The organism is Actinoplanes sp. NPDC051411 (assembly GCF_040682075.1).
Classification (GTDB): Bacteria; Actinomycetota; Actinomycetes; order Mycobacteriales; family Micromonosporaceae; genus Actinoplanes.
The window spans coordinates 12,382-35,075 of sequence record NZ_JBFBAD010000003.1 but is presented as its reverse complement, the minus strand read 5'-3'; the positions used below and the strand labels follow the sequence as shown (position 1 = coordinate 35,075).

Sequence of the window (22,694 nt, the reverse complement as noted above, 5' to 3'; positions counted from 1 at the left end):
ATCACGTCGGCACGAAGTCGGCGCCCCTGAGCCGTGGTCTGGTCTCGTGACCGAGGTGACTGACCGGCGTCGTGTGCCTGCTCCCGGTGGTGTCGTTGCGCGATCCGGGTTCGTGCCGATCGCTGCGGGAGTTCTCGGTCGCCGTCTACATGCTCGTCCGCGGCTTCCGGGTCTCAGCTGTTCAGCAGGTCCTCGAAGTTCACGGTCAGGGCGAACGGGTCGGCGACCTCGGCCGGGCCCCGGTGCCGCAGCTCCCGGGCCAGCTCGCCGGCGGCGCGGGTGACGCGGGACTGCAGCAGGCCGTCGGCCGAGTCGGCGCCCCAGTCGTCGGCCGCCGCGAAGACCGCGGTCGGCACCACCACGGCCCGGAAGTACGCGAACAGGGGGCGCAGCGCGTGTTCCAGGGCCAGCGAGTGGCGGGCGGTGCCGGCCGTGGCGGCGATCAGCACCGGCTTGCCGGCCAGGGCGTCCTTGTCGAGGACGTCGAAGAACGACTTGAACAGCCCGCTGTAGCTGCCGCTGAAGATCGGGCTGACCGCGATCAGCGCGTCGGCCGCCTCGACCGCGTCCAGGGCGTCCTTCAGCGCGGCCGGCGGGAAGCCGGTCAGCAGATGGTTGGCGATGTCGTGGGCGAGGTCGCGCAGCTCGACGACCCGGACGTCCGGGGTGTGGTCGCTCTCGGCGACCACCGCCGCGGTGAGCTGGTCGGCCAGCAGGCGGGTCGAGGACGGCTGGCTCAGGCCGGCCGAGACGACGACGAGTTTCATGCCGCTACCTTCTTCGCTGCCAGCAGGGACTCGTGGGTGGGGGCGTCCGGCACGTGGGCCGGCCTGAGGGCGGCGAACTCCTTGCGCAGCACCGGAACGACCTCGCCGCCGAGCAGGTCGAGCTGCTCGAGGACCGTCTTCAGCGGCAGGCCGGCGTGGTCCATCAGGAACAGCTGGCGCTGGTAGTCGCCGACGTAGTCGCGGAAGCCCAGCGTGCGGTCGATGACCTGCTGGGGGCTGCCGACGGTGAGCGGGGTCTCGGCGGTGAACTCCTCCATCGAGGGGCCGTGGCCGTAGACCGGCGCGTTGTCGAAGTACGGCCGGAACTCGTTCACCGCGTCCTGGCTGTTCTTGCGCATGAAGACCTGGCCGCCGAGCCCGACGATCGCCTGGTCCTCACCGCCGTGGCCGTAGTGGGCGAACCGCTGCCGGTAGAGACCGACCATCCGCTGGGTGTGCTCCTTCGGCCAGAAGATGTGGTTGGCGAAGAAGCCGTCACCGTAGTAAGCGGCCTGCTCGGCGATCTCCGGGCTGCGGATGGAGCCGTGCCAGACGAACGGCGGCACGCCGTCGAGCGGGCGCGGGATGCTCGTGAACGACTGCAGCGGGGTGCGGAACTTGCCCTGCCAGTCGACGACATCCTCGCGCCACAGCTTGTGCAGCAGGGCGTAGTTCTCGACGGCGAGCGGGATGCCGGCCCGGATGTCCTTGCCGAACCACGGGTAGACCGGCCCGGTGTTGCCGCGGCCCATCATCAGGTCGACGCGGCCGTCCGACAGGTGCTGCAGCATCGCGTAGTCCTCGGCGATCTTCACTGGGTCGTTGGTGGTGATCAGCGTGGTCGCGGTGCTCAGCAGCAGCCTTTCGGTCCGCGCGGCGATGTAGGCCAGGGTCGTCGTCGGGGACGAGGAGAAGAACGGCTCGTTGTGGTGCTCGCCGAGCGCGAAGACGTCGAGACCGACCTCCTCGGCGTGCTTGGCGATGGTGACCACGTTCTTGATCCGCTCGGCGTCGGTCGGCGTGTGCCCGGTCGTCGGGTCCGTGGTGACGTCGCTGACGGTGAAGATCCCGAACTGCATGACCGCTCCCTGTCTTTGCCCGTTGCTTCTGACTGTCTCAACGGGCGCGCCCACCAAAGTATTTCAAAACTGAAGGATATGTGCTGCGGCGTGGATCACATCCCCCCGACGAGCTCGCCGGCCTAGTGCTGGCCCTGCTCCGACACCTCGGCGACCGGGAACAGGATCGGGCTCAGAAGATAGGGCGTCCGCCCGGCCTCCGGGCCGTTGGCGATGACCGGGAGGATCGCCGCCCGCATGCCCTCGATCAGCCGCGAGCGTTCCTCGTCCGTCAGCCAGACGGCGTGCTGCCGGTAGCCGACCTGATCCGCGGCCGGGTCCGACCCGTCCTGGTCCAGGTATTGCTCGTACTCGGCGAGCAGCACCGCCATCGCCGTCGCGAAGGCACGCCGGTGCTCGGCCCTGGTTGCCGAGGCGGCCCGTGAAGGGCTCACCGCGGCCGCGTCCCGATGAAGCCGGAAGCGCCGCTCCACGAAGCCGCGCACCCGCTGCTCGCCCTCGACCTCGAGGATGCCCGCCTCGGCCAGCGTCGCCACGTGCCGGTAGACCGTGGCCTGGGAGACGTCGGGCAGGCGGGCCGCCAGCTGGGCGGTGGTCAGCGACCGCCCGCCGGCGAAGGCGTGCACCAGGCGCAGCCGCACGGGGTGGAGGAGGAGCTCGACCGGGTCCATTTTCCAATGTTCGCACAGGTGCTAATGTTCGCAGGCATGAGAACATTCGTGGACGGCATCGCGATCTACCGTGACTTCGACCGGCCCGGGGTGGGTGCTCCCGCTGTCGTGTTCCCCGGGGCCGGCCTGGTCGGCCTCGACTTCTGGTCGATCGCCACCGCCGGCACCGTGCTCTACGACCGGGCCGGCACCGGCTGGAGCCGCGACGTCGCGCTCCCCCGCTCGGCCACGTCGGTCGCCACCGAGTTGCGTGACACCCTGCTCGCCGCCGAGGTGCCGGGCCCGTGGATCCTGATCGGCCACTCCCTCGGCGGCGTCTATGCCCGCCGGTTCGCCCAGCTCTTCCCGGCCGACACGCGCGGGCTGCTGCTCCTCGACCCCGGCCACGAAGATCTGTTCGACTACCTTCCGCCGGCCGCCGCCGACCTCAACGCGGCCATGAAGCCCGATGCCGCCGATCTGCCCGACCTGACGGCCGAGCAGATCGCGGCGGCCCGGGTGGCTTACGCACGGCTGTTGGCCGCCTGGCCTCCTTCCGTACGCGATGAGCTCGTCGACCACCACCTGGCGCACTGGCGCACCGGCCTGCTCGAGTCGGCGAACCTGGAGTCGGACGTCTACCCGGAGGTCCGCGGCGGCGGCCCGGTCCCCGACGTGCCGGTGACGGTGCTCAGCGCCGGAGCCGGCAACCCGGCCTGGGCGGCGTTCGGTGAACCCGAACTGATCCGGCAAGCCCTCGACGGCATCCGCAAGTTGCACGAGTCGCTCGCCGCCGCGTCGTCGCGGGGCGAGCACCGCGTGCTCGACGGAGCGACTCACCAGTACCTGCACATCGAGCAACCCGGGGCCGTGCTCGACGCCTTGCGGGACCTCAGCCAGAAAATCTGACAGTTCATCCGAAAGTGGTGGCGTCACCCGGCCGCGTGCATTAGCGCGTCAAGCCGTTCATCAGCACGGGTAGGGATTGCGCATTTCCGCGGCACCGGAGGTGCGCCCTGGTGACAGTGGGTCCCGCGGGAGGCGCCCGGAGTAAATCCGCGCATCGGTTGATCTGCGGAAAGCCACGCGCCGTATCGAAGGCGGGGGGAGTATGACACTATGTCGCGGCGACTTGGATGGTGCGGAGTGACAAGACTCCGGCATACATTTGAAGGTGCGGCAAACCCGTCAACTTCCCGTGTTGCTCGTTAGTGGTTATGCCCCATAGCTGAGCGCCGGAAGGACATGTCTGTGCCACCGAACGACCGAAGTAGCGCGTCCGCCTCGGTGACCCACACTGTCGAGACGGCGATCTTCGACGCTGCGTCGGGCGGGGGCAACGACAACCACGGCTGGGACGAGCTCATCGAGCAGGCGGTCCGCGACAACGTCCGGAGCAACGCCGACGTCGACTGGGGCCGCTTCAACTCGCAGGCGTACTTCGATCACAACTACGGCAAGCTGCGCGACGACGACCGCGAGATCATCCAGGTGGTCGGCGACTTCTTCGCGCGCGCGACCCGGGGCAAGATGGTCGGCAGCGCCATCGACGTCGGCGCGGGCACCAACCTCTATCCGGCGATGACGATGTTGCCGTACAGCTCGCAACTGACGCTTCTCGAGCGGGCGCATTCCAACCGGGCCTGGCTGCTGCGCGAACTTCCCGAACCGCACGAGTCGTGGCTGGATTTCTGGGACGAGATCAGGGAGGGCCGCGAGCACTACCGGCCGATCTCCGATCCGTTCTACGTGCTCCAGGAGCGCGCACGGGTGACCCGGGGCAACGTGCTCACCCTCGAAGAGGACCGCTACGACATCGGCACCATGTTCTTCGTCGCCGAGTCGATCACCACCCGGACGGATGAGTTCCAGCGGGCCGTACGCCATTTCGTGCGCTCGCTGCGGCACGGCCGGCCGTTCGCCTCGGCGTTCATGCGTAACTCGTCCGGTTACTACGTGGACGGCGTGCACTTCCCCGCCTGCTCGATCGAGGAGAAGGACGTCCGGGCGGCGCTGGCCCCGGTCGCCAAGAACGTGACAATTTCTGTCGTGGAGAGCAATGACCTTCGCGACGGCTATTGCGGGATGATGGTGGCTACCGGCTTCAAGAGGTGACAGCCAGGCCCACGGACGGGTAGGTGCGTTGCTCCGATGCAGATTCAGCCACGTCAACAGCTTCTCGACATCTGGCAGGCCACGACGCGGGTCTCCTATCGCGACGGATCCTGGGACCCGGGCGGCCGAGGCGGGTCCAACTCGATCAGTGACGCCGAACAGTTGCTGTGCATCCTGTCGCCCGCGACCGCGGTTCCGCTGTTCCGGCTCGACAAGCCCGACGGCATCAGCGACGACGTTCTCGACTCGCTCAAAGGCCTCGGCGACAACCTGCAGATCCCGCAACGCCTGCTGCGCGCGCTGACCGACTACATCGAGCGCTACACCGATCCCGACGGCACCCCCGTCTTCTCCGGCGACACCTATTTCCGCACCGAGGCGGAGGGCGCCGAGATCACCCCCACCCAGCGCGACCTCGACGTGGTCGACTCGTTCTCGATCTCGGTCACGCTGATGCTGGCGATCGTCGGTTTCACCAAGACCTTCCGCTCGGTGGTGACCCGGCCGGTGCTCCTGCAGCAGGTCGACAACCTCGAGCAGCTGGCCAACCGCCGGCTGTCGGCGGCGATGGCCGGGCTCCTGCGGAGTTTCACGGTCAACGTCTTCTCGGCCGACAACAAGTTCGGCCGCGAGCTGATCCGCACGGTCAACCAGGAGCGCCGGCCCACCCACATCGTCGTCGAGGAGCTGCGCGAGGCCCTGCGGGAGATCAACGCCCGGCTGCGCGACGACGTCACCATCGGTTCCGGTGCCGCCGAGGGCAACGAGCTCGACAACCCCAACCGGCTGTTCGAATGTGGATGGTCGTGGGGCATCGTCCACGACGCACCGAAGATCGAGACGATCGCCGACATCGGGCAGCAGCGCGACGGGGTGGCGCAGAACGCGCCCTATCTCTACTTCACGACCGTCGCGCTCGACGCGATCCAGGCGCTGTCGTCGGAGCGCACCCGCCTGCTCGGCCTGCTCGACGCCGAGCAGTCCCGTCTGGCGCAGTCGCTGCAGCTGCGCTTCGAGCTCACCCGGTCGTACTGGGCGACGATCGCGACCTTCGGCTCGGGGCGCTGGCCGTTGGAGGACCTGCCCTGGCGGGCGACCGACGGCATCGAGTTCGACTACTTCAGCCTGCTGGTCAGCGGCATGGTCATGCAGAACATGCAGGCCAACCGGGCGTCCAACGCGGAGATGCAGCGGGTGGCCAACGTGCTGGAGGAGCTGGCCAACCGCAGTCGCATCACCCGCCGGTCGAGCGAACCCGAGTTCGCGGTCGCCGTGCACTATCCGGGCCTGCACTTCCCGCTCGAGGGCAGCGAAGACGTCGGCGGTCCGCAGCTGGCGTGGACGGTCGCCGACATCTCGCCGGTGCTGTTCCGCCGCACCCTCGACCTCGCCGGCATGATCAGTGACGGCGCCATGCGCAGCCGGCTGATCGAGCTGTCCGACGCGGTCTGGACCCACCTCGAGGACCGGATGATCAAGGAGGGCGACGACCGCGGCCTGTGGGACCGGCCGGCCGGCGTCTTCAGCCATCTCGACAAGGACCACGCGCACGTCTCGTGGTACTACACCAAGCGCGTGGTCGACTGCCTGGTCACCGCGGCCCGGGTGATCAACGAACCACCGGTGCGCAGCGACCTGCTGGCCCAGATCGCGGCCGACCTGCTCAACGAGGCCGACCACCTCTTCGATCGCGAGCTGCTCAACGGCACCACGACGCGGGGCGAGGCGCTGCGGATCGAGCTCGAACGCCTCGGCACCGAGTTACGCCGCGCCCGCTCCGTGCGGCGCGAACGTCCGGGTGTCGCCGTCGCGGTGACCGAGGAAGTGCTCCGCAAGCTGGACCGGCTGTCGGCGGCCCGGCGCGCGAACACCGGGAGCTGACCATGCTGATCTTCGCCACGTCCGACAAGGGCGGCACCGGCCGGTCGGTGACCAGCACCAACCTGGCCTACCGGCACGCCCTGCAGGGCAAGGACTCGGCCTATCTCGACTTCGACTTCGGCTCGCCGACGTCCGGTGCGATCTTCGACCTGCCGGAGGAGATCGCGTCCGGAGTGGACGGTGACGGGCTGCACAGCTACCTGTTCGGCCGGGTCCCCGCACCGCGGCGGGTCAACGTCTGGACCGAGACCCAGCGGGAGGTGCTCCGCTCCCGGCCGGCCGGGGCGGGCCGGCTCACGCTGCTGCCCGGCGACAGCGGCCAGGGCGAGTTCAGCTCGACGCCCGAGATCGTCGACCGCTGCACCGAGCTGCTGGTCCGGATGGACGAAGAGTTCGACCTCGTCATCATCGACCTCAGCGCCGGCCGGTCGTACGCCACCGAGATCGTGCTCGCCGCGACCGCCCGGCCCGAGCTGCGGGGCGTGCCGAGCCGCTGGATCGTCTTCCACCGCTGGACCCGGCAGCACATCATCGCGGCCAGCGGGCTGGTGCGCGGCCCGCAGGGCATCCTCGACACCGGCGCCGAGTGCGGCCACGACCGCGACGCGCTGACCGAGGCGATCCGCTTCGTGCGTACGGCCGTGCTCGACCCGAGCGCACCCGACACCGGCCTCCGGCTGGAGCAGCTGGCGTGGCTCGACGTGTGTAACCGGGGGCTGCACGAACTCGCCAGCCGCACCGGGGTCGGCCGGGTCAACCTGCTCGGCGAGGTGCCGCTCGACCCGGTGCTGCAGTGGCGCGAGCAGCTGATCTCCAACGACGACGTGTGGCTGCACCGCACGGCCAACGAGCGTACGGTCAACGCCTTCGAGGACCTCGCGAAGAAGATCGTCGACGAGAACTCGTGGGTCGGTCTGTGACCACCGCCGACGACGTCTTCACCGAGGAGAGCGCGAGCCCGGTGATGCGCGCGGTGGCGCTGTCGCACCTGTCGGTCGAGCTCGGTCACCTCTACATGGACGATTTCCGCGCGGGCGAGCAGCGGCTGCGCGCGCAGTTCCGGCGGGTGCGGCCCTGGGCCCGTACGGCAGTGGAGGAGGTCGCCGCCGACCTCGCCGGGCGGACGCCGCGCATTTCGACGTGCTTCCTGATCGACGACTACTTCACCCGGTTCTCGTCACCACCCGAGGTGGTGGGTGCCCTGGTCGAGGCGGCCACCGCCGAAGGCCTGGTGATCGACTACGTGGCCCGGGAGTCCGGCTGCGCCCGGGCCGGCGACATCGACGTGGCGCGGCTGGTGCAGGACCACCTGGTCGACGAGCCGCCCGAGGGCACCAACGGCAACCGGCCGCCGACGGCGAGGACCGGCTGGCTCACCAACGGCGTGCGGTCGCCGTCGGTGAACGGGGTCGCGATGGGCAAGCGCCCGCCGGCCGAGTGGCAGCCGCCGCGCCAGAGTGCCGTGCAAAACCATTCCATCTTCGTCGACATCGAACTGTGGAACGGCACCGAGGACCGTCGCTGGTCGTGCCCGTTCCTGGCCGCGGTCTGGCAGCTGCAGCGGCTCGGCCTGCTGCGCCACCTGGGCGACCCGATCGCCGAGCCGCAGCCGGTGGCCGCCGCCGACCTGCCCGCCGAATGGGATCGCATGCCGGCGGTCGTGCAGCTCAACCCGGCCGCGGCGCCGATGCGGGCCTACCGCACGTTCAGCGCCATCGACAGCCGCTTCCTGCCGATCGAGATGGCCGTGCGCACGATCCTCAGCCAGGTCGCGGTCGACCCGGCCATCGACCGGCAGGCGCGGGGCCGGGCCCGCGGCGAGGGCCTCGACCTGCCGGCCGAGGTCGTCGGCCGGATCGCCTACGCGTTCCTGTGAGCTACACGTTCCGGTGATCGGGCACCGGCGCCTCGACCCGCCACTCGTGGGCGATGTCCCACAGTTCGCGGAACAGCAGGGCGCACTCCTTGACCCGGGACTCGGTCAACACCAGGCGGGTCTCGGCGACCTGTGCCTGCTCCGGGTTGTTCGTGGTCGGCGTCGTCTCGTACGAGAGGATGTCGTCGAACAGGATCAGGTCGCGCACCTGCACCTGCAGCGGGGTCGGCACACTCTGCCGGTCGAGCATCCGCACCTCGATGTTCATCCGTTGCTGCTCCTCGTAGGCGCGGCGCAGCATCGGATCGTCGGCCATCGCCGGCTCGTCGAGCACGAAGATGCGGCGCACCCGGCGGCCGTCGCGGGCGGCCCGGCGCTGCGCGTCGAGGTAGCGCTGGCCGATCTCGCTGTTCCACAGGTCGTGGTCGACCGCGGCCATGCTGATCGCGTCCACGCTCACGGTCGCGTTGCGGGTCAGGCCGAGCAGCCACTCCCGGTCCTCGCCGTAGTAGGTGACCGTGCCACCCTCGGCCAGCTGCTTGAGGAAGTCGGCCATCTCCTTCATCTTCGCCTGCACGAACTGGTAGATGATCGGCGGCGAGGTCGGCGAGATCTGGGTCGAGTTGCGTACGAGCTGGGTGACCAGGTCGGTCTGCAGAGCCGAGGCCTCGATCAGCCCGTACAGGGCGGTGGCCTCGCTGATCTCCGAGAACGCGTCGCCGACCAGCTTCTTCATGTCGGCCATGCCGTCCTTCTCGATCTGCTCGACCCCGGCCAGCCGCTTCTCGAAGTCGACCAGGAAGCGGACCATCAGCGCGATCCCGCCGATCAGGATCGACAGCATGATGCAGATGCCCTGCGGCTGATTGAGCCCGTTCGTGATCAGGAAGGTGACGCCCCCGGTCGCGATCGTGAGCACGGCCGTACGGATGACGCTGGAGCCGTCGGACTCCGTGCCCGGGTTCCGCGTCAGAGCGATCACCGCCGGACCGCCGGATGCAGGCCCGCCACCGCGAGCTGGTCGCGGATCCGGTTCACCAGCAGATCCCAGTGGCGGCTGAGACCGGCCCGGCTCTCCAGGGCGCCCCAGACCCGGTCCGAGAGCGCGTCGCCGCGGGCCCCGGGCAGCCACAGGTGCATCAGATAGTCGATCGCCGGGAGCAGGCGCTCGATCGCCTCCTCACGGGGCAGCACGCCGATCGCCGCCTTGCGCATGATCTCGAGCAGCGCGGTGAGCAGCCAATCGTGCAGGGCCACGTCCTCGGCCACCGCCGCCAGCCGTCCGGGCTCGGTGTCCGGTGGCGCGGAGAACCTCAGGACCCTCGCCTCGTCACCGTGGACCGCCCCGCCCCGGATGACGAACTGAACCCCGGCCGGCGTCTCCGGCCCCGGCCCGGACTCAGACCCGCGCGGCGCGTTCCCGGACCCGCGCGACGGGTTCACCGATCCGTGCGCCGGGTTCACGGATCCGCGCGGCGGCGGGAGCGGCGTGATCTCGGCGATCCAGCGCAGACGCGTACGCGCGGCGCGCAACCGCGGACGGCCCGGCTCCCGGACGCCCGGCTGGGTCCCGGCGCCCGGCGGAACCCGGACGCTCTGCTGGACCCGGTCGGCGGCCTGGGCGGCGATGCCGCCGAGATCGAGCGCGGCGCCCGGAAGCCGGGCGGCGGCGAACGAGGCGGCCAGGTCGGCCCAGCCGGTGCGGCCGATGGCCTCGACCACCCCCGGCCGGGCCAGATAATGGGACCAGGGCTGGCGCGCGCTCTGCGCGGCCTGGGCCAGCGTCACGTACGCCGAGCCCTGCAGCACATGCCCGTCGGTGATCGCCGCCCGCTGGATGACCGTGCCGATGCCCCGCACCTGGCGGCCCGAGCCGCCGGCGTCGAGGGGACAGTCCACACCGACCGGACGGCCGGGTGACCGCACGCACGAGCGGGGCCGCTCCGAGACCAGCACCGGCTCGCCGGAGACCAGGTCGACCAGGGCTCGCGCGACATCGCCGGCGACCGGATCCCGGCCGCGGAGCAGGCCGGTATGCACCTCGCCCACGATCAGCACGTCACGCCCCCATTCCTCGACGGCAGGAGACCCGGGGAGCGTGAGTGCGGCGACGCGGCACGGTCAACCCTGACCGCCGCTCCCCAGCGGCACGTGTCCCCGTCCGCATGACGCCAGCGGTTCGATTGGAACCCAAAGGTCGGCGGATTGCAACCGTGGGTGATCGTTCATGGACGAGGAGTCGTATTGCCTACCATCCATCGCGGACAGACGACAAGCAGCCGGTGCCGTTGTCATCAGTCGCTGCCGAATTTCCCTCGCGTTGACGATCATCCATCGATTCCCGTTAGCGTCGAAAGATGCCGTCCGCACAACCCGAGGTCCTCGTCGTCGGGGCCGGCGTCTCCGGCCTGACCACCGCGGTGCGCCTCGCCGACACCGGTTTCCGGGTGCGCATCCGGGCCCAGCTCGACCCGGCCGACAGCACCTCGGCCGCCGCCGGCGCCATCTGGGATCCGATCTATGCCAATCATCCCAGCGTGCCGGTCTGGGCCGAGCGAACGTACGACGCGTTCGTGCGCATGGAGGGTGAGGGCCGGCCCGGCGTGCGGCTCATCGACGGCATCGAGGCGTCCCGGGACGGCATCCCGACCCCCGACTGGGCGGTCAACCTGCCCGGCTACCACGACTGCACGCCCGGCGAGCTGCCGCCCGGCTTCACCAGCGGCTGGCACTACCGGGCGCCGATCATCGACATGCCGCCCTACCTCGACTGGCTGCTGCGGCGGTTCAGCCGGGCGGGCGGCGACGTCGTGCGGGGGCGCCTGGAGTCGCTCGAGGAGGCCTTCGCCGACGCGCCGGTCGTGGTCAACTGCAGCGGGGTCGGCGCCCGCGAGCTGGTGCCCGACATCGAGGTGCGGCCGATCCGGGGCCAGCTGGTCGCGGTCCGCAATCCGGGCATCACCGAGTTCTTCGCCGAGCACACCGACGCGCTCAGCGAGATGACCTACCTGCTGCCGCAGGGGCCGGTGCTGCTGCTCGGCGGCAGCGCCGACAAGGGCGTGGCCGAGACGACGCCCGACCTGGACGTCGCGCGGGCCATCGTGGCCCGCTGCGCCGAGATCTTCCCGCCGATCGCCGAGGCCGAGCTCCTCGGCCACCGGGCCGGCATCCGGCCCGACCGGCCGCGGATCCGGCTCGAACACGAGAACTTCGGCGACCGGCACATCGTGCACAACTACGGCCACAGCGGCGCCGGCGTCAGCCTCTCGTGGGGCTGCGCCGACGACGTGGCGAAGCTGGTGCTCGGCCTCCTGCGCTGAACAGCTGACGCCGGGGACCGGCACCGACTGGCGGGTCGGTGCCGGCCGGACCGGTCAGCGGCCCTCGAGCCGCTTCACGTTGTCGCCGAAGGTCCAGCTCTTGGAGCCGTCCCAGTTGATCGACCAGGTCATCAGGCCCTTGATGCCGCTCACGCCGGCGTAGGCCTGCGACACCAGGGACGGTGCCATGTAGCCGCCGCCGGCGCCCTGCTGGGCGGGCAGACCCGGGACCTGCTTGTCGTACGGAATCTTGACCGTCATGCCCTGGACCGTGAGGCCGTTGTTGAGGCACTGGGTCTGCACGGTGAAGCCCTGGACCGTGCCCGCCGAGTACGAGTCACCGGAGCAGCCGTACATGCTCCCGTTGTAGTACTGCATGTTGAGCCACCACAACCGACCGTTGTCCAGATACTTCTTGATGATCGGCAGGTACGAGCCCCAGATGGACCCGTAGGTGACGCTGCCACCGGTCACGTACGCGGTTTCGGGCGCCATGGTCAGGCCGAAGTTGGACGGCATCTGCGCGAGCACCCCGTCGATGATCCGCTCGAGGTTGGCCTGCGAGGCCGAGAGCGTGTTGATGTTGCCGCTGCCGGTCAGCCCGGTCTCGATGTCGATGTCGATGCCGTCGAAGTTGTACTGCTTGAGGATCGGCACGATCGTCGAGACGAACCGGTCGGCGACCGCGGACGAGCTGAGGTCGATGCCGGCCGCCGCGCCGCCGATCGACATCAGCACGGTGGCGCCGGCCGCCTTGGCCGCGCAGACGTCGGCCGGGGTGCCGACCTTCACGCCGGCGTCCATGCCGTCCTGCCAGAGCACCGTGCCGTCGGAGCGGATCACCGGGAACGCGGCCATCAGCACGTTGTAGCCGTGCTGGGCGATCCGGCTGTCGTTCATCGGGATCCAGCCGAGGCCGGGGTGTACGCCGTTGGACGAGCCGTCCCAGTTCTCCCAGTAGCCCTGCAGCACCTTGCCGGCCGGGCGCCCCTTGGTCGCGCACGTCGACCCGCCGGGAGGAGCCGTCGTGGGAGGACTCGTCGGCTGGGTGGTCGGCGGCGTGGTGGGCGGCGTCGTCGGCTTGGTCGTCGGCGGCGTCGTCGGCGGCGGCGTGGTGCCGCCTCCGCCGGTGCACGCGCCGAGGTCCTTCCACAGTGTCGGGGTGGAGGCCGGGTTCCAGCCCGCGCCCGGCCACGCCGTGTGGGTGACGAGGGCCTGGTAGAGATGAGACTGGTAGGTGACCTGCTGGCCGGCCGTGTAGGTGTTGCCCTCGGCCCAGACCGTGCCGGAGCACGTCACGGCGGCGGACGCGACGCCGCCCGGACCGGTGACCGCCACGGCGAACCCACCGACGGCCACCCCCAGGCCGACGGCCAGTGCTAAGAGACGACGTCGGACATCCATGGCGACTCCCTCGATGCGTACGTGACGTGCGACACCCATATCGTGGCGTTCACATCCGTAAATATCAAGGGTTCTTAACAGTCAGCGGAAGCCCCAGATAGGCCGCGTAGAGCTCCAGTGCCGCCGAAGCATTGTGGCGATCTCGTGAAGTGAACTTGGCCAATGGCTGGACGGTCACGGTGACGCCCTTGCGGTCGATCGAGCGCTTCCAGGTCGCCATGACCCGGCCGCCGCGCACCAGCGTGGACTGGAAGACGCCGTTGCCGCCCGGAATGATCGCGGCCAGCTGGCCGGGCGTGGCCATCATGGACCGGTCCTTGTAGCCGAGCAGATATTCGTCGAACCCCGGCAACGCCAGCCAGCGCTCATCATCCGACCCCGAGCCGGCCACGCCCGAGCCGGCCACGCCCGAGCCGGCCACGCCCGCCGGGACCGAGCCGGCCGGCGCCATCAGCATCTCGACACCGTCGACGTCGACCGTCTCCAGCGAGTCGCCCGCCACCGCGATGCCGGTCCTGCAGTCGGTCATGGTCAGGCCGGTCCAGCCCGCGAAGTCCTTCGGCGGCGCCGGCCCGTGACTGCGGAAGAAGCGCAGCGCGATGATGCCGAGCGCCTCGTCGCGATCGGGCCGGCTGGCCACGGGCGCCCACTCGTCGAGGAGCACGAACGTCTGCTCCTTGCCCACATGCGGGGCGATCGCGGTGACACCTTGCTGACACGCGTACCAAAGGAGGTGGTAGCCCATCTGCCCGCCCACCGGAACGCCGCCCTCGGTGAGCGTGAGCAGGCACTCGGCCCGCGTCAGTCGTCTGCCGCCCGCGAGGGCGGCGCCGAGAAGCTCGACCGCGCGATCGGCGTCGGCCGCCTCGAGCCCGAGTTGCCGGCGGCGGCGCTCGGCCGCGGCCAGGGAGCGCACGCCCATGAGGCCGAGCATCCAGCGGGCGTCGGCCGGCGGGACCCAGTGGACCGTGCCGCGCATCGGCCACGTGCGGATCGCCTCGCGCCGCTCCAGCGCCGCGTTGATGTCTTCGAGCGTGGCCCCCGGACGCCGCGCGCCGAAGGACCAGAGCCCGCTGTTGACATCCTGGGCCTGCATCGCCCCGAACCACTCGACGATCCCGGCGACGGAGTCGAGCCCGCCGCGCAGCAGCAGGCTCCGCATCCGCAGCTCAAGGGCCGTCGACGTGTCCATGCCGACGACCCTAGAGGCTGGGTACGACAGAAATCAGCGGCCGCGACCGGCCCGGTACAGCTTGATCAGGTTGTTGGTCGACGAGTCGTCGTCGGCCGCCGGGGCGGACGACCCGGTGAGCTTGGGTGCCAGCTGGTTGGCCATGACCTTGCCCAGCTCGACCCCCCACTGGTCGAACGAGTTGATCTGCCAGATGGTGCCCTCGGTGAAGACGATGTGCTCGTAGAGGGCGATCAGCTGGCCGAGGATCGACGGCGTCAGCTTCTGGGCCAGGATCGTCGTGGTCGGGTGGTTGCCCTGCATCACCCGGTGCGGCGCGACCTTGGGGTCGGTGCCCTCCGCCTCGACCTGCTCCAGCGTGCGGCCGAAGGCGAGCGCGCCGGTCTGGGCGAAGAAGTTGGACATGAGCAGGTCGTGCATCTCGGCGATGTCGTGGTTGGGCTCGACGAACCCGATGAAGTCGCTCGGGATCAGCTTCGTGCCCTGGTGAATGAGCTGGTAGAAGGCGTGCTGGCCGTTGGTGCCGGGCTCGCCCCAGAAGACCTCGCCGCTCTGGTAGGTCAAAGGGCTGCCGTCGAGGCGGACCGACTTGCCGTTGCTCTCCATCGTGAGCTGCTGCAGGTAGGCCGCGAAGCGGTGCAGGTACTGCGAGTACGGCAGAACCGCGTGCGACTGGGCGCCGAGGAACGTGTCGTACCACACGTTGATCAGGCCGAGCAGGGCCGGCACGTTGCTCTCGAGCGGCTGGGTGCGGAAGTGCTCGTCGACCTTGTGGTAGCCGGCCAGCATGTCGGCGAACTGCTCCTTGCCGATCGCGATCATGACCGAGAGGCCGACCGCGGAGGGCAGCGAGTAGCGGCCGCCGACCCAGTCCCAGAAGCCAAACATGTTAGCGGTGTCGATGCCGAACTTCGAGACCTTGTCGGCGTTGGTGCTCACGGCCACGAAATGCCTGGCGACCGCGTCGGAGGAACCGCCGAGCCCGGCGACCAGCCACTTCCGCGCCTCGGTCGCGTTGGTCAGCGTCTCCTGGGTGCCGAACGTCTTCGACACGATGACGAACAGGGTCGTCGCCGGGTCGAGGTCGTGGGTCTTCTCGTACAGATCGGTGGGGTCGATGTTGGAGATGAACCGGCACTCGATCTCGGGCGACTTGTAGGCCTTGAGCGCTTCGTAGGCCATCACCGGGCCGAGGTCGGACCCGCCGATGCCGATGTTGACCACGGTCCTGATGCGCTGCCCGGTGTGGCCGGTCCACTCGCCCGAGCGCACCCGGTCGCTGAACGCGCCCATCCGGTCGAGCACCTCGTGCACCTCGGCCACCACGTCCTGCCCGTCGACGACCAGCGTGGCGTCGCGGGGCAGGCGCAGCGCGGTGTGCAGCACGGCGCGGTCCTCGGTGGTGTTGATGTGCTCGCCCGCGAACATCGCCGCGATGCGGTCGCGCAGCCCGGCCTTCTCGGCCAGGGCGAACAGGGCGGTCAGGACCTCGTCGGTCACCAGGTTCTTGCTGTAGTCGACGGTCAGGTCGGCGACGGTCGTGGTCAGCCGCTCGCCGCGGCCGGGGTCACTGCCGAACAGGTCGCGCAGGTGCACCGCCGAGAACTTCTCCGCGTGGCCCTGCAGCGTCTGCCACTCGGCGCTGTCGGAAACGTGTTCGCTCATCAGCCTTGTCTCTCGCTCGAACCCGGACTCTCGTCCCCATCCTGGCACGAATGGGTTGCCCGCAGAATGCGTACGGAATCAAGCCAGAAGAAGATCGACTGTGTTTCTCATCGCCGGGAGCAGCGCCTCGGGGTCGTCGCCGGCCGCCCGCTGGGCGGCCCGGAACAGGCGATCGCGATCTGCCCGGCGAGCACGGCGAGGTCCGCGGCGGTGCCGCGAGCCAGCGGTACGCCCTCCTCTCTCACAGATGCCGCATAGCCATCCCACAACGCGGCCGTAGCGTCTCTGCCCACCGTTGTCGCCATGACGACGTTGATGGAACGGCCGGCCGCGGCGGAAATGCCGCGCCATGCGGCCCCGGCAACCCGGCGCCGATGGCCGGTCCTGGTACTGCTCGCCGGCACGGCGCTCCTCTATCTGTGGAATCTCAGCGCGTCCGGCTGGGGCAACAGCTTCTATGCCGCGGCCGCGCAGGCCGGCGCGCAGAGCTGGAAAGCGTGGCTGTTCGGCTCCCTCGACGCTGGCAACGCCATCACGGTCGACAAACCACCCGCGGCGATGTGGGTGATGGGCCTTTCCGCCCGCCTGTTCGGCGTCAACAGCTGGTCGATCCTGGCGCCCCAGGCTTTGATGGGCGTCGCTTCGGTCTATCTGCTCTATCTGAGCGTCAAGCGCTGGTTCGGCACCGGCGCCGGGCTCTTCGCGGGCGCCGCGCTGGCCCTCACCCCGGTCGCGGTGCTGATGTTCCGCTTCGACAATCCGGACGCGCTGCTGGTGCTGCTGATGACGGCGGCCGGCTATGCGACCACTCGGGCGGTCGAGGTGGCTTCCGCCCGGTGGCTTGCCCTCACCGGCGTACTCCTGGGTTTTGGTTTTCTCACCAAGATGATGCAGGCCTTCCTGGTCCTGCCCGCGATGGCCCTCGTCTATCTGATCGCCGCGCCGGCCGGCCTCGGCCGGCGCGTGCGGCATCTCCTGCTGGCCGGGCTGGCAGTGGTGGTTTCGGCCGGGTGGTACGTCGCCCTGGTCTCGTTGTGGCCCGCGTCGTCGCGGCCGTTCATCGCCGGCTCGACGAACAACACGCTGTGGGAACTGGCGCTCGGCTACAACGGCCTCGGCCGCATTCTCGGCGGCACCGGAAACGGCGGCGGCGGTTCCACTTCATTCGGCGGCGCGACCGGAATCGGCCGGCTGTTCGGCTCCGCGATGGGCACCGAGATCTCCTGGCTCCTGCCGGCCGCGCTGATCGCCCTGGTGGCGGTGCTCGCGGCCACCAGGACCGCCCCGCGCACCGACCGGGCCCGCGCCGCGATGCTGCTGTGGGGCGGCTGGCTGCTGGTCACGGGTGTGACGTTCAGCTACATGACCGGGACCATTCACCCCTACTACACGGTCGCCCTGGCCCCGGCGATCGCCGCGGTGGTCGCGATCGGCGGCCGGGTGCTGTGGCAGCTCGGGGCCCGCCCGGTGCTCTCCGCCATGATCATCGTCACGGCGGTCTGGAGCTGGGAACTCCTGGGCCGCTCCGGCTGGCTGCCCGGGCTGCGCTGGGCGACGCTCGCGCTGGGCGTGCTGCTCGGCCTGGCCCTCCTGTTGCCCCGGCGGCGCCTGGCGGTGGTCACCCTGGTCGCCGCCATCCTGTCGGCCGGCGCCGGCTCCGCCGCCTTCGGCGCGGCCACCGCCACGGTCGCCCATTCGGGCTCCATCCCCAGCTCAGGACCGTCCGCCGCGGCCGGCTTCGGAGGCGGGGGCCCCGGCGGCGGTACGCGTCCCGGCGCCGACAACAGCACGGCCGCGCCGGGCGGCCCGACCGGCGGCGGGAGCTCGAACAGCGAGTTGACCGCCCTCCTGAAGGCCGGCACGACGAAGTGGTCGGCCGCGATCAGTGGAGCGACCTCCGCCGCCGACCTGGAGCTCTCCAGCGGCACGTCGGTGATCGCCCTGGGCGGCTGGAACGGCAGCGATCCCTCCCCCACCCTCGCCGAGTTCCAGAAGTACGCGACCGCCGGCCAGATCCACTACTACATCGCGGGCGGCGGCATGGGCGGGGGCGGTGGGATGGGCGGCGGCACCACTCAGTCGGCCCAGATCGCCACGTGGGTAGCCGCGCACTACACGGCGAAGACCGTCGGCAACACCACCGTCTACGACCTGACCCAGCCCAAGTCCAGCTGACCCTGCCGGCTCTGTGCGGACAATCGGGAGAAGGCGTCCGGCCGACGGTGGACAACCTTCCGAAAATGTCGGACCGGTGTGCTTGAATGCCGCCCCACCCAACCGAGGGCGGGGCGGCATCGCCACGCGCGGCACAGGCGCTACGGCTGGTCGCGGGCGCGTATTCGGCGCTGCCGCCTAACCACACCTACAGCATCCTAGGAGGCTAGTTCAGGCGACTACCGGGGCCGGGGCGAAGAGGGGGCCCGACTCCAGGGCGCGGCCGGCCTCCTCGGCCGGCAGGGGCCTCGAGAGGAGGTAGCCCTGGGCGTAGTCGCAGCCCATCTCCAGGAGTCTGGCGAGCTGGACTTCGGTCTCGATGCCCTCGGCGACCAGGGACATGCCCAGGTTGCGGCCCATCCGGACGATCGTGCGGACCAGGGCCTCGTCGGCGTCCTCGCCGCCCAGGCGGTCGACGAACGAGCGGTCGATCTTCAGGACGTCCATCGGGAAACGGCGCAGGTAGGCCAGCGAGGAGTAGCCCGTACCGAAGTCGTCCATGGCCAGCTGGACGCCCAGGGCCTTGAGGGAGACGATGCGGGACAGGTTCTCGTCGGTGTCGGTCAGCAGGACGCTCTCGGTCATCTCCAGGCAGAGGCGGTCGGCCGGCATGCCGGTGAAGGCGAGGACCTCGGCCACGGTCTGGGCCAGGTCGCCGGAGTCGAACTGGCGGACCGAGACGTTCACGGCCATTTTCAGCGGGCGGTCCCAGGCGACGGCCTGGCGGCAGGCCTCGGTGAGGACCCAGCGGCCGAGCGGGACGATCAGGCCGGTCGACTCGGCGACGCCGATGAACTCCAGGGGCGCGATCATGCCCAGGGTCGGGTGGTTCCAGCGGACCAGGGCCTCGAAGCCGACGATGTCGCCGGTCCGCAGGCAGACCGTGGGCTGGTAGTGCAGGACCAGTTCGTCCCGCTGCAGGGCCAGGCGCAGGTCGGCCGCCAGGGAGAGGCGCCGGATCAGGGCGTCGTGCATGGCCGGGTCGTACGTGGCGTACACCCCGCCGCCCGCGTCCTTGGCGCGGTACATCGCCAGGTCGGCGTTGCGCTGGAGCTGCTCGATGTCGCCCGCGTCGACCGCCGAGGCGATGCCGATGGCCGCGCCGACGTGCAGTTCGCGGGCGCCGACCTGGAACGGGGTCTCCAGGTTGTCGAGGATCGTGACCGCGAGCTGTTCGGCGCCGACCAGGTCGGAGGCGATCAGGGCGAACTCGTCGCCGCCGAGACGGGCCACCGTGCACGCCGACGGCACCAGGGAGCGGAGCCGGCCGGCCAGTTGCACCAGCAGTTCGTCACCGGCGGCGTGGCCGAGGCTGTCGTTGACCTCTTTGAAGCCGTCCAGGTCGAGGAAGAGGATCGAGGGCCGGCCGGAGAGCGCGGCCGCGGCGAGCCGTTCGCGGAACAGGGCGCGGTTGGCGAGGCCGGTCAGCGCGTCGTGGTACGCCTCGTGCCGCAACCGATCCTGCAGTTCGTGGGCCTCGCTGATGTCGCGGGTGTTGAAGACCAGGCCGCGGACGACCGGGTCGTCCATCAGGTTCGTGACCGTCATCTCGGCCTGGCGCCACTGCCCGTCGCCGTGCCGCACCATGACCTCGAAGACGGTGACCGCGTACGGCGTGGGCAGCACCTCGTCGATCGCGGCCTGGACGCGCCCGCCGACCTTGCGCCCCATCATCTCGACGAAGCGCCGGCCGATGAAGTACGACGCCGGATAGCCGAAGATCCGTTCGACCGACTCGCTCTGGTAGCGGACCGTCGAGTCGGCCTCGAGGATCGCCAGCGATTCCGAGCTCTGTTCGATCAGGGCCTTGTAGCGCTGCTGACGGTCCTGGAGTTCGCCGGTGCGCTCGGCGATCCGGCTCGCCAGTTCGCCGGTGAGCTGGCGGTTCTCCAGCCCGATGATGACCTGCCGGCCGACGATCAGGATGGCGAGGAGGGCTCGCGACCAGGTCGCCACGGCCGGGCTCAGGGAGCTGACCATCCCGATCCGGAGGATCCCGGCGATCAGCGCGATCACCACGACGCCGTACGGCACCACGGAGGCGAGGTCGCGGCGCCTCGGGGACTCCCGGTCGGAGACGGAGAACGCGGCCGCGAACAGCAGCAGCACGCAGCCGGCGAGCCAGCTCGCGCTTCCCGCCGCGTACGCTCCCCGGGCGGTGAGGCTGTCGCCGACCGCGACCACCAGGGCGGCGGAGGCGAGAAGCCGCAGGCGGCTCGCCTTCACCCGGACGATGGTCATGATCGCCACCGTGGCGAGCAGAACGTCGGCGAGCGGGCGGCCGAGCTGGTCGGTGAGCCCGGCCGGGACGACGATCCAGTACCAGCTCGTGCCGAGAACCGAGACCGCGACCAGGCCGGTGTCGACCAGCGTGCGCACCCGGTAGAGGCGGGTCTGGGTGGTTGTCGGCAGGAGCAGGAGCCCGATGCTGACCAGGGCGACCATTCCGAACCCGATCGGCTGGGCGGAGAAGTCCACCACGCCGGCGCCGAGGACACAGGTCAGTGCCGCGACGCCGATGCCGGCCCAGGCGAGCGAGATCCGGAGCCGGGACCGCCGGCGGACCGCCAGCCCGAGGCAGGCGAGTCCGGCGGCGAGGCCGAGCAGGGCCACGCCGGGCTGGGTCCAGCGCGGCCCGAGTACGGTCGCGACCGCCGCCGCCAGCGCAGTGGCCAGCGCGATCGTCGTCCGGGTCCGGGCCGTCATGACCCTGAGGATCGGGTGACGGACCGGACACCTGAGAACTACGCCACGAACTGCTCGGAGACGGTCCAGAGCCGCGCCGCGGCTTCCGGGTCGAGGGCGTACGCGGCGACGCCCGTCCGGGTTCCCGGCTCGTTGGGCCGAGCCTCGTCGCAGTCCTCGAAGTAGCGGCCGCCGATGCCGTCGAGAAGCGGCGACGTGGCGACCAGGATCGTGGTCGCGGCGCCCTGCTCGACGGTCTTCCAGTTGGGCGCGCCGGAGCCGCCGGCCGCCCGGCGCATGCGCGCGAGTTCCTCGTCGCTGACGTAGCGCTGGAGGTTGGTGCGGATGCCGCCGGGCATGAGCGCGTTGGTGAAGATGCCGTCGGCCGCCCAGCGCCGGGTCGCTTCGACTGCGAACAGCACGTTCGCCGTCTTCGACTGGCCGTAGGCCGACCAGGGCTCGTATTCGCGGCGCTCGAACATGATGTCGTCGAAGACGATCGGCGAGCGCAGGTGGGCGCTGGAGCTGACCGCGACGACCCGGGCCCCGCCGGCCGCGGCGAGCGCGCCGTGCAGGCCGGTGGCGAGGGCGAAGTGGCCGAGGTGGTTGGTCGCGAACTGCATCTCCCAGCCGTCGGCGGTCCGCTGGAGCGGGCTCGCCATCACGCCGGCGTTGTTGATCAGCAGGTGCAGCGGTCCGTCCCAGCCGGCGGTGAACGCGGCGACCGAGGCGCGGTCGGACAGGTCGAGCGGGGCGACCAGCACCTGCTTGTTGCCGGTGCTCTCGATGATGTCGGCGGCGGTGCGGTCGCCCGCCTCGGTGTTGCGGACGGCGAGCGTGACCTCGGCGCCGGCCGCGGCCAGCGTGCGGGCGGTCTCGACACCGATGCCGGACGCGCCGCCGGTGACGATGGCGCGGCGGCCGGTGAGGTCGACGCCGGCCGCGACCTCGGCGGCGGTGGATGTGGCGCCGAAGGGTGTCGTGATGCGCATGGTCGTCTCCCTTGGACGAGCTAACCTCGAGTAGCGGAGGAACCTCCGTTACGCCTCGACACTAACCGGAGGTTCCTCCGGATAGCAACGTGAGAGGCTGTCTGGCGCACCACACACCCGGGGGAAGAAGATGCGGGCCGATGCGAGGCGCAACCGCGAGCGGTTGCTCGAGGTCGCCGTACGCTCGTTCTCGCTCGACGGCCCCGACGTGCCGCTCGAGGCGATCGCGAAGGCGGCCGGTGTCGGCATCGGCACGCTCTACCGGCACTTCCCCACCCGCGAGGCACTGGTCGAGGCGGCGTACCGCAGTGAGCTCGACCGCCTCTGCGCGGCCGTGCCCGGTCTGCTGGCCTCGCAGCCGGCCGATCAGGCGCTGCGCGCCTGGATGGATCTTTTCGTCGACTACATGGTGACCAAGCGCGGCATGGCCGACGCGCTGCGCGCCGTGATCGCCTCCGGCGGTGACCCGTTCGCCCACAGCCGCGACATGCTGCAGTCGGCGATCAGCCGGCTGGTCGAGGCGGGAGTGAAGGCCGAGGCGATCCGGGCCGATGTGCCGCCGGAGGACGTGCTCGTCGCGCTGAGCGGCGTGACCCTGACCGTGGGCGACCCGGCGAAGCGGGAACAGGCGCGCCGCCTGCTCGACCTGCTCGTCGACGGGCTGCGGCACCGCACATGAAAGAGGGGCGGTGCCGCCGCCACCGCGCATGAAAAGGGGCGGTGCCGCCGGCACCGCCCCCCGAAAGCAAGATCACTTCTTCTTCTTGCCCTTTTTCTTCTTGTCCTTCTTTTTCTTCGCCATGGTCGGTCTCCCTTCGACGACGTGGGCCGCGCTGCGAGCGCCGCCAGCCGTA

General features: G+C 70.3%; 18 protein-coding genes. 8 read left to right on the top strand and 10 right to left on the bottom strand.

Annotated features, from left to right (window positions below; all coding sequences use genetic code 11):
* Positions 1-173: 173 nt before the first annotated feature.
* The 3 genes from AB0M88_RS02115 to AB0M88_RS02105 all read right to left on the bottom strand — a co-directional run bounded on the left by AB0M88_RS02115 (position 174) and on the right by AB0M88_RS02105 (position 2,517).
* On the bottom strand, positions 174-767 hold the full coding sequence (locus AB0M88_RS02115; RefSeq protein ID WP_364094041.1) for an FMN reductase: 594 nt from the start codon (positions 765-767) through the stop codon (positions 174-176).
* Positions 764-1,846: an LLM class flavin-dependent oxidoreductase gene (locus AB0M88_RS02110; protein ID WP_364094038.1), complete on the bottom strand. Its 1,083-nt coding sequence runs from the start codon at positions 1,844-1,846 to the stop codon at positions 764-766. The genes AB0M88_RS02115 and AB0M88_RS02110 overlap by 4 nt, the downstream gene beginning before the upstream one ends.
* A 122-nt stretch (positions 1,847-1,968) precedes the next feature.
* A complete protein-coding gene (locus tag AB0M88_RS02105) occupies positions 1,969-2,517 on the bottom strand; it encodes a helix-turn-helix domain-containing protein (protein ID WP_364094037.1) in 549 nt (182 codons plus the stop codon).
* Positions 2,518-2,553: 36 nt separating this feature from the next.
* Between AB0M88_RS02105 and AB0M88_RS02100 the strand changes: the two genes are divergently transcribed.
* From AB0M88_RS02100 to AB0M88_RS02080, 5 genes are all read left to right on the top strand, one after another.
* Positions 2,554-3,405, top strand: a complete 852-nt coding sequence (locus tag AB0M88_RS02100) for an alpha/beta hydrolase (RefSeq protein ID WP_364094034.1) — start codon at positions 2,554-2,556, stop codon at positions 3,403-3,405.
* Between the two features lie 342 nt (positions 3,406-3,747).
* Entirely contained in the window at positions 3,748-4,611 is an 864-nt protein-coding gene (locus tag AB0M88_RS02095; RefSeq protein WP_364094033.1) for an SCO2525 family SAM-dependent methyltransferase, read from the top strand.
* Between the two features lie 36 nt (positions 4,612-4,647).
* Positions 4,648-6,492 (top strand): SCO2524 family protein, encoded by a 1,845-nt coding sequence (locus AB0M88_RS02090; protein WP_364094030.1) that lies wholly within the window; start codon positions 4,648-4,650, stop codon positions 6,490-6,492.
* 2 nt (positions 6,493-6,494) lie between these two features.
* Entirely contained in the window at positions 6,495-7,412 is a 918-nt protein-coding gene (locus tag AB0M88_RS02085) for an SCO2523 family variant P-loop protein (RefSeq protein WP_364094027.1), read from the top strand.
* Positions 7,409-8,368 (top strand): SCO2522 family protein, encoded by a 960-nt coding sequence (locus tag AB0M88_RS02080; protein WP_364094024.1) that lies wholly within the window; start codon positions 7,409-7,411, stop codon positions 8,366-8,368. Before AB0M88_RS02085 ends, AB0M88_RS02080 begins: the two co-directional genes overlap by 4 nt.
* A gap of 1 nt (position 8,369) precedes the next feature.
* Here AB0M88_RS02080 and AB0M88_RS02075 read toward each other — a convergent pair whose 3' ends face one another.
* Positions 8,370-9,350, bottom strand: a complete 981-nt coding sequence (locus AB0M88_RS02075; protein ID WP_364094021.1) for a DUF6879 family protein — start codon at positions 9,348-9,350, stop codon at positions 8,370-8,372.
* A complete protein-coding gene (locus tag AB0M88_RS02070) occupies positions 9,347-10,417 on the bottom strand; it encodes an SCO2521 family protein (RefSeq protein WP_364094020.1) in 1,071 nt (356 codons plus the stop codon). The genes AB0M88_RS02075 and AB0M88_RS02070 overlap by 4 nt, the downstream gene beginning before the upstream one ends.
* A 308-nt stretch (positions 10,418-10,725) precedes the next feature.
* Between AB0M88_RS02070 and AB0M88_RS02065 the strand changes: the two genes are divergently transcribed.
* The gene (locus AB0M88_RS02065; protein ID WP_364094018.1) at positions 10,726-11,688 is read left to right on the top strand and encodes an FAD-dependent oxidoreductase; all 963 of its coding nucleotides are present in this window, start codon (positions 10,726-10,728) and stop codon (positions 11,686-11,688) included.
* A 54-nt stretch (positions 11,689-11,742) separates the two neighbouring features.
* On the opposite strand, the gene AB0M88_RS02060 is transcribed toward AB0M88_RS02065, so the two are convergent.
* The 3 genes from AB0M88_RS02060 to pgi form a co-directional block, all read right to left on the bottom strand.
* Positions 11,743-13,092: a glycosyl hydrolase family 18 protein gene (locus tag AB0M88_RS02060; RefSeq protein ID WP_364094016.1), complete on the bottom strand. Its 1,350-nt coding sequence runs from the start codon at positions 13,090-13,092 to the stop codon at positions 11,743-11,745.
* Between the two features lie 64 nt (positions 13,093-13,156).
* Entirely contained in the window at positions 13,157-14,284 is a 1,128-nt protein-coding gene (locus AB0M88_RS02055; RefSeq protein ID WP_364094014.1) for a winged helix DNA-binding domain-containing protein, read from the bottom strand.
* Positions 14,285-14,317: 33 nt separating this feature from the next.
* Positions 14,318-15,949: a glucose-6-phosphate isomerase gene (pgi, locus tag AB0M88_RS02050; RefSeq protein ID WP_364094013.1), complete on the bottom strand. Its 1,632-nt coding sequence runs from the start codon at positions 15,947-15,949 to the stop codon at positions 14,318-14,320.
* Positions 15,950-16,252: 303 nt separating this feature from the next.
* On the opposite strand from pgi, the gene AB0M88_RS02045 reads away from it, so the two are divergent.
* A complete protein-coding gene (locus AB0M88_RS02045; RefSeq protein ID WP_364094010.1) occupies positions 16,253-18,124 on the top strand; it encodes a glycosyltransferase family 39 protein in 1,872 nt (623 codons plus the stop codon).
* Positions 18,125-18,334: 210 nt separating this feature from the next.
* Here AB0M88_RS02045 and AB0M88_RS02040 read toward each other — a convergent pair whose 3' ends face one another.
* Positions 18,335-20,869, bottom strand: a complete 2,535-nt coding sequence (locus AB0M88_RS02040) for an EAL domain-containing protein (RefSeq protein ID WP_364094008.1) — start codon at positions 20,867-20,869, stop codon at positions 18,335-18,337.
* Between the two features lie 38 nt (positions 20,870-20,907).
* A complete protein-coding gene (locus AB0M88_RS02035) occupies positions 20,908-21,840 on the bottom strand; it encodes an SDR family NAD(P)-dependent oxidoreductase (protein WP_364094005.1) in 933 nt (310 codons plus the stop codon).
* Positions 21,841-21,970: 130 nt separating this feature from the next.
* On the opposite strand from AB0M88_RS02035, the gene AB0M88_RS02030 reads away from it, so the two are divergent.
* Positions 21,971-22,519 carry a TetR/AcrR family transcriptional regulator gene (locus tag AB0M88_RS02030; RefSeq protein ID WP_364094003.1) on the top strand — a complete coding sequence of 183 codons (549 nt, stop codon included), beginning with the start codon at positions 21,971-21,973 and terminating at the stop codon, positions 22,517-22,519.
* The last annotated feature ends 175 nt before the right edge of the window (positions 22,520-22,694 follow it).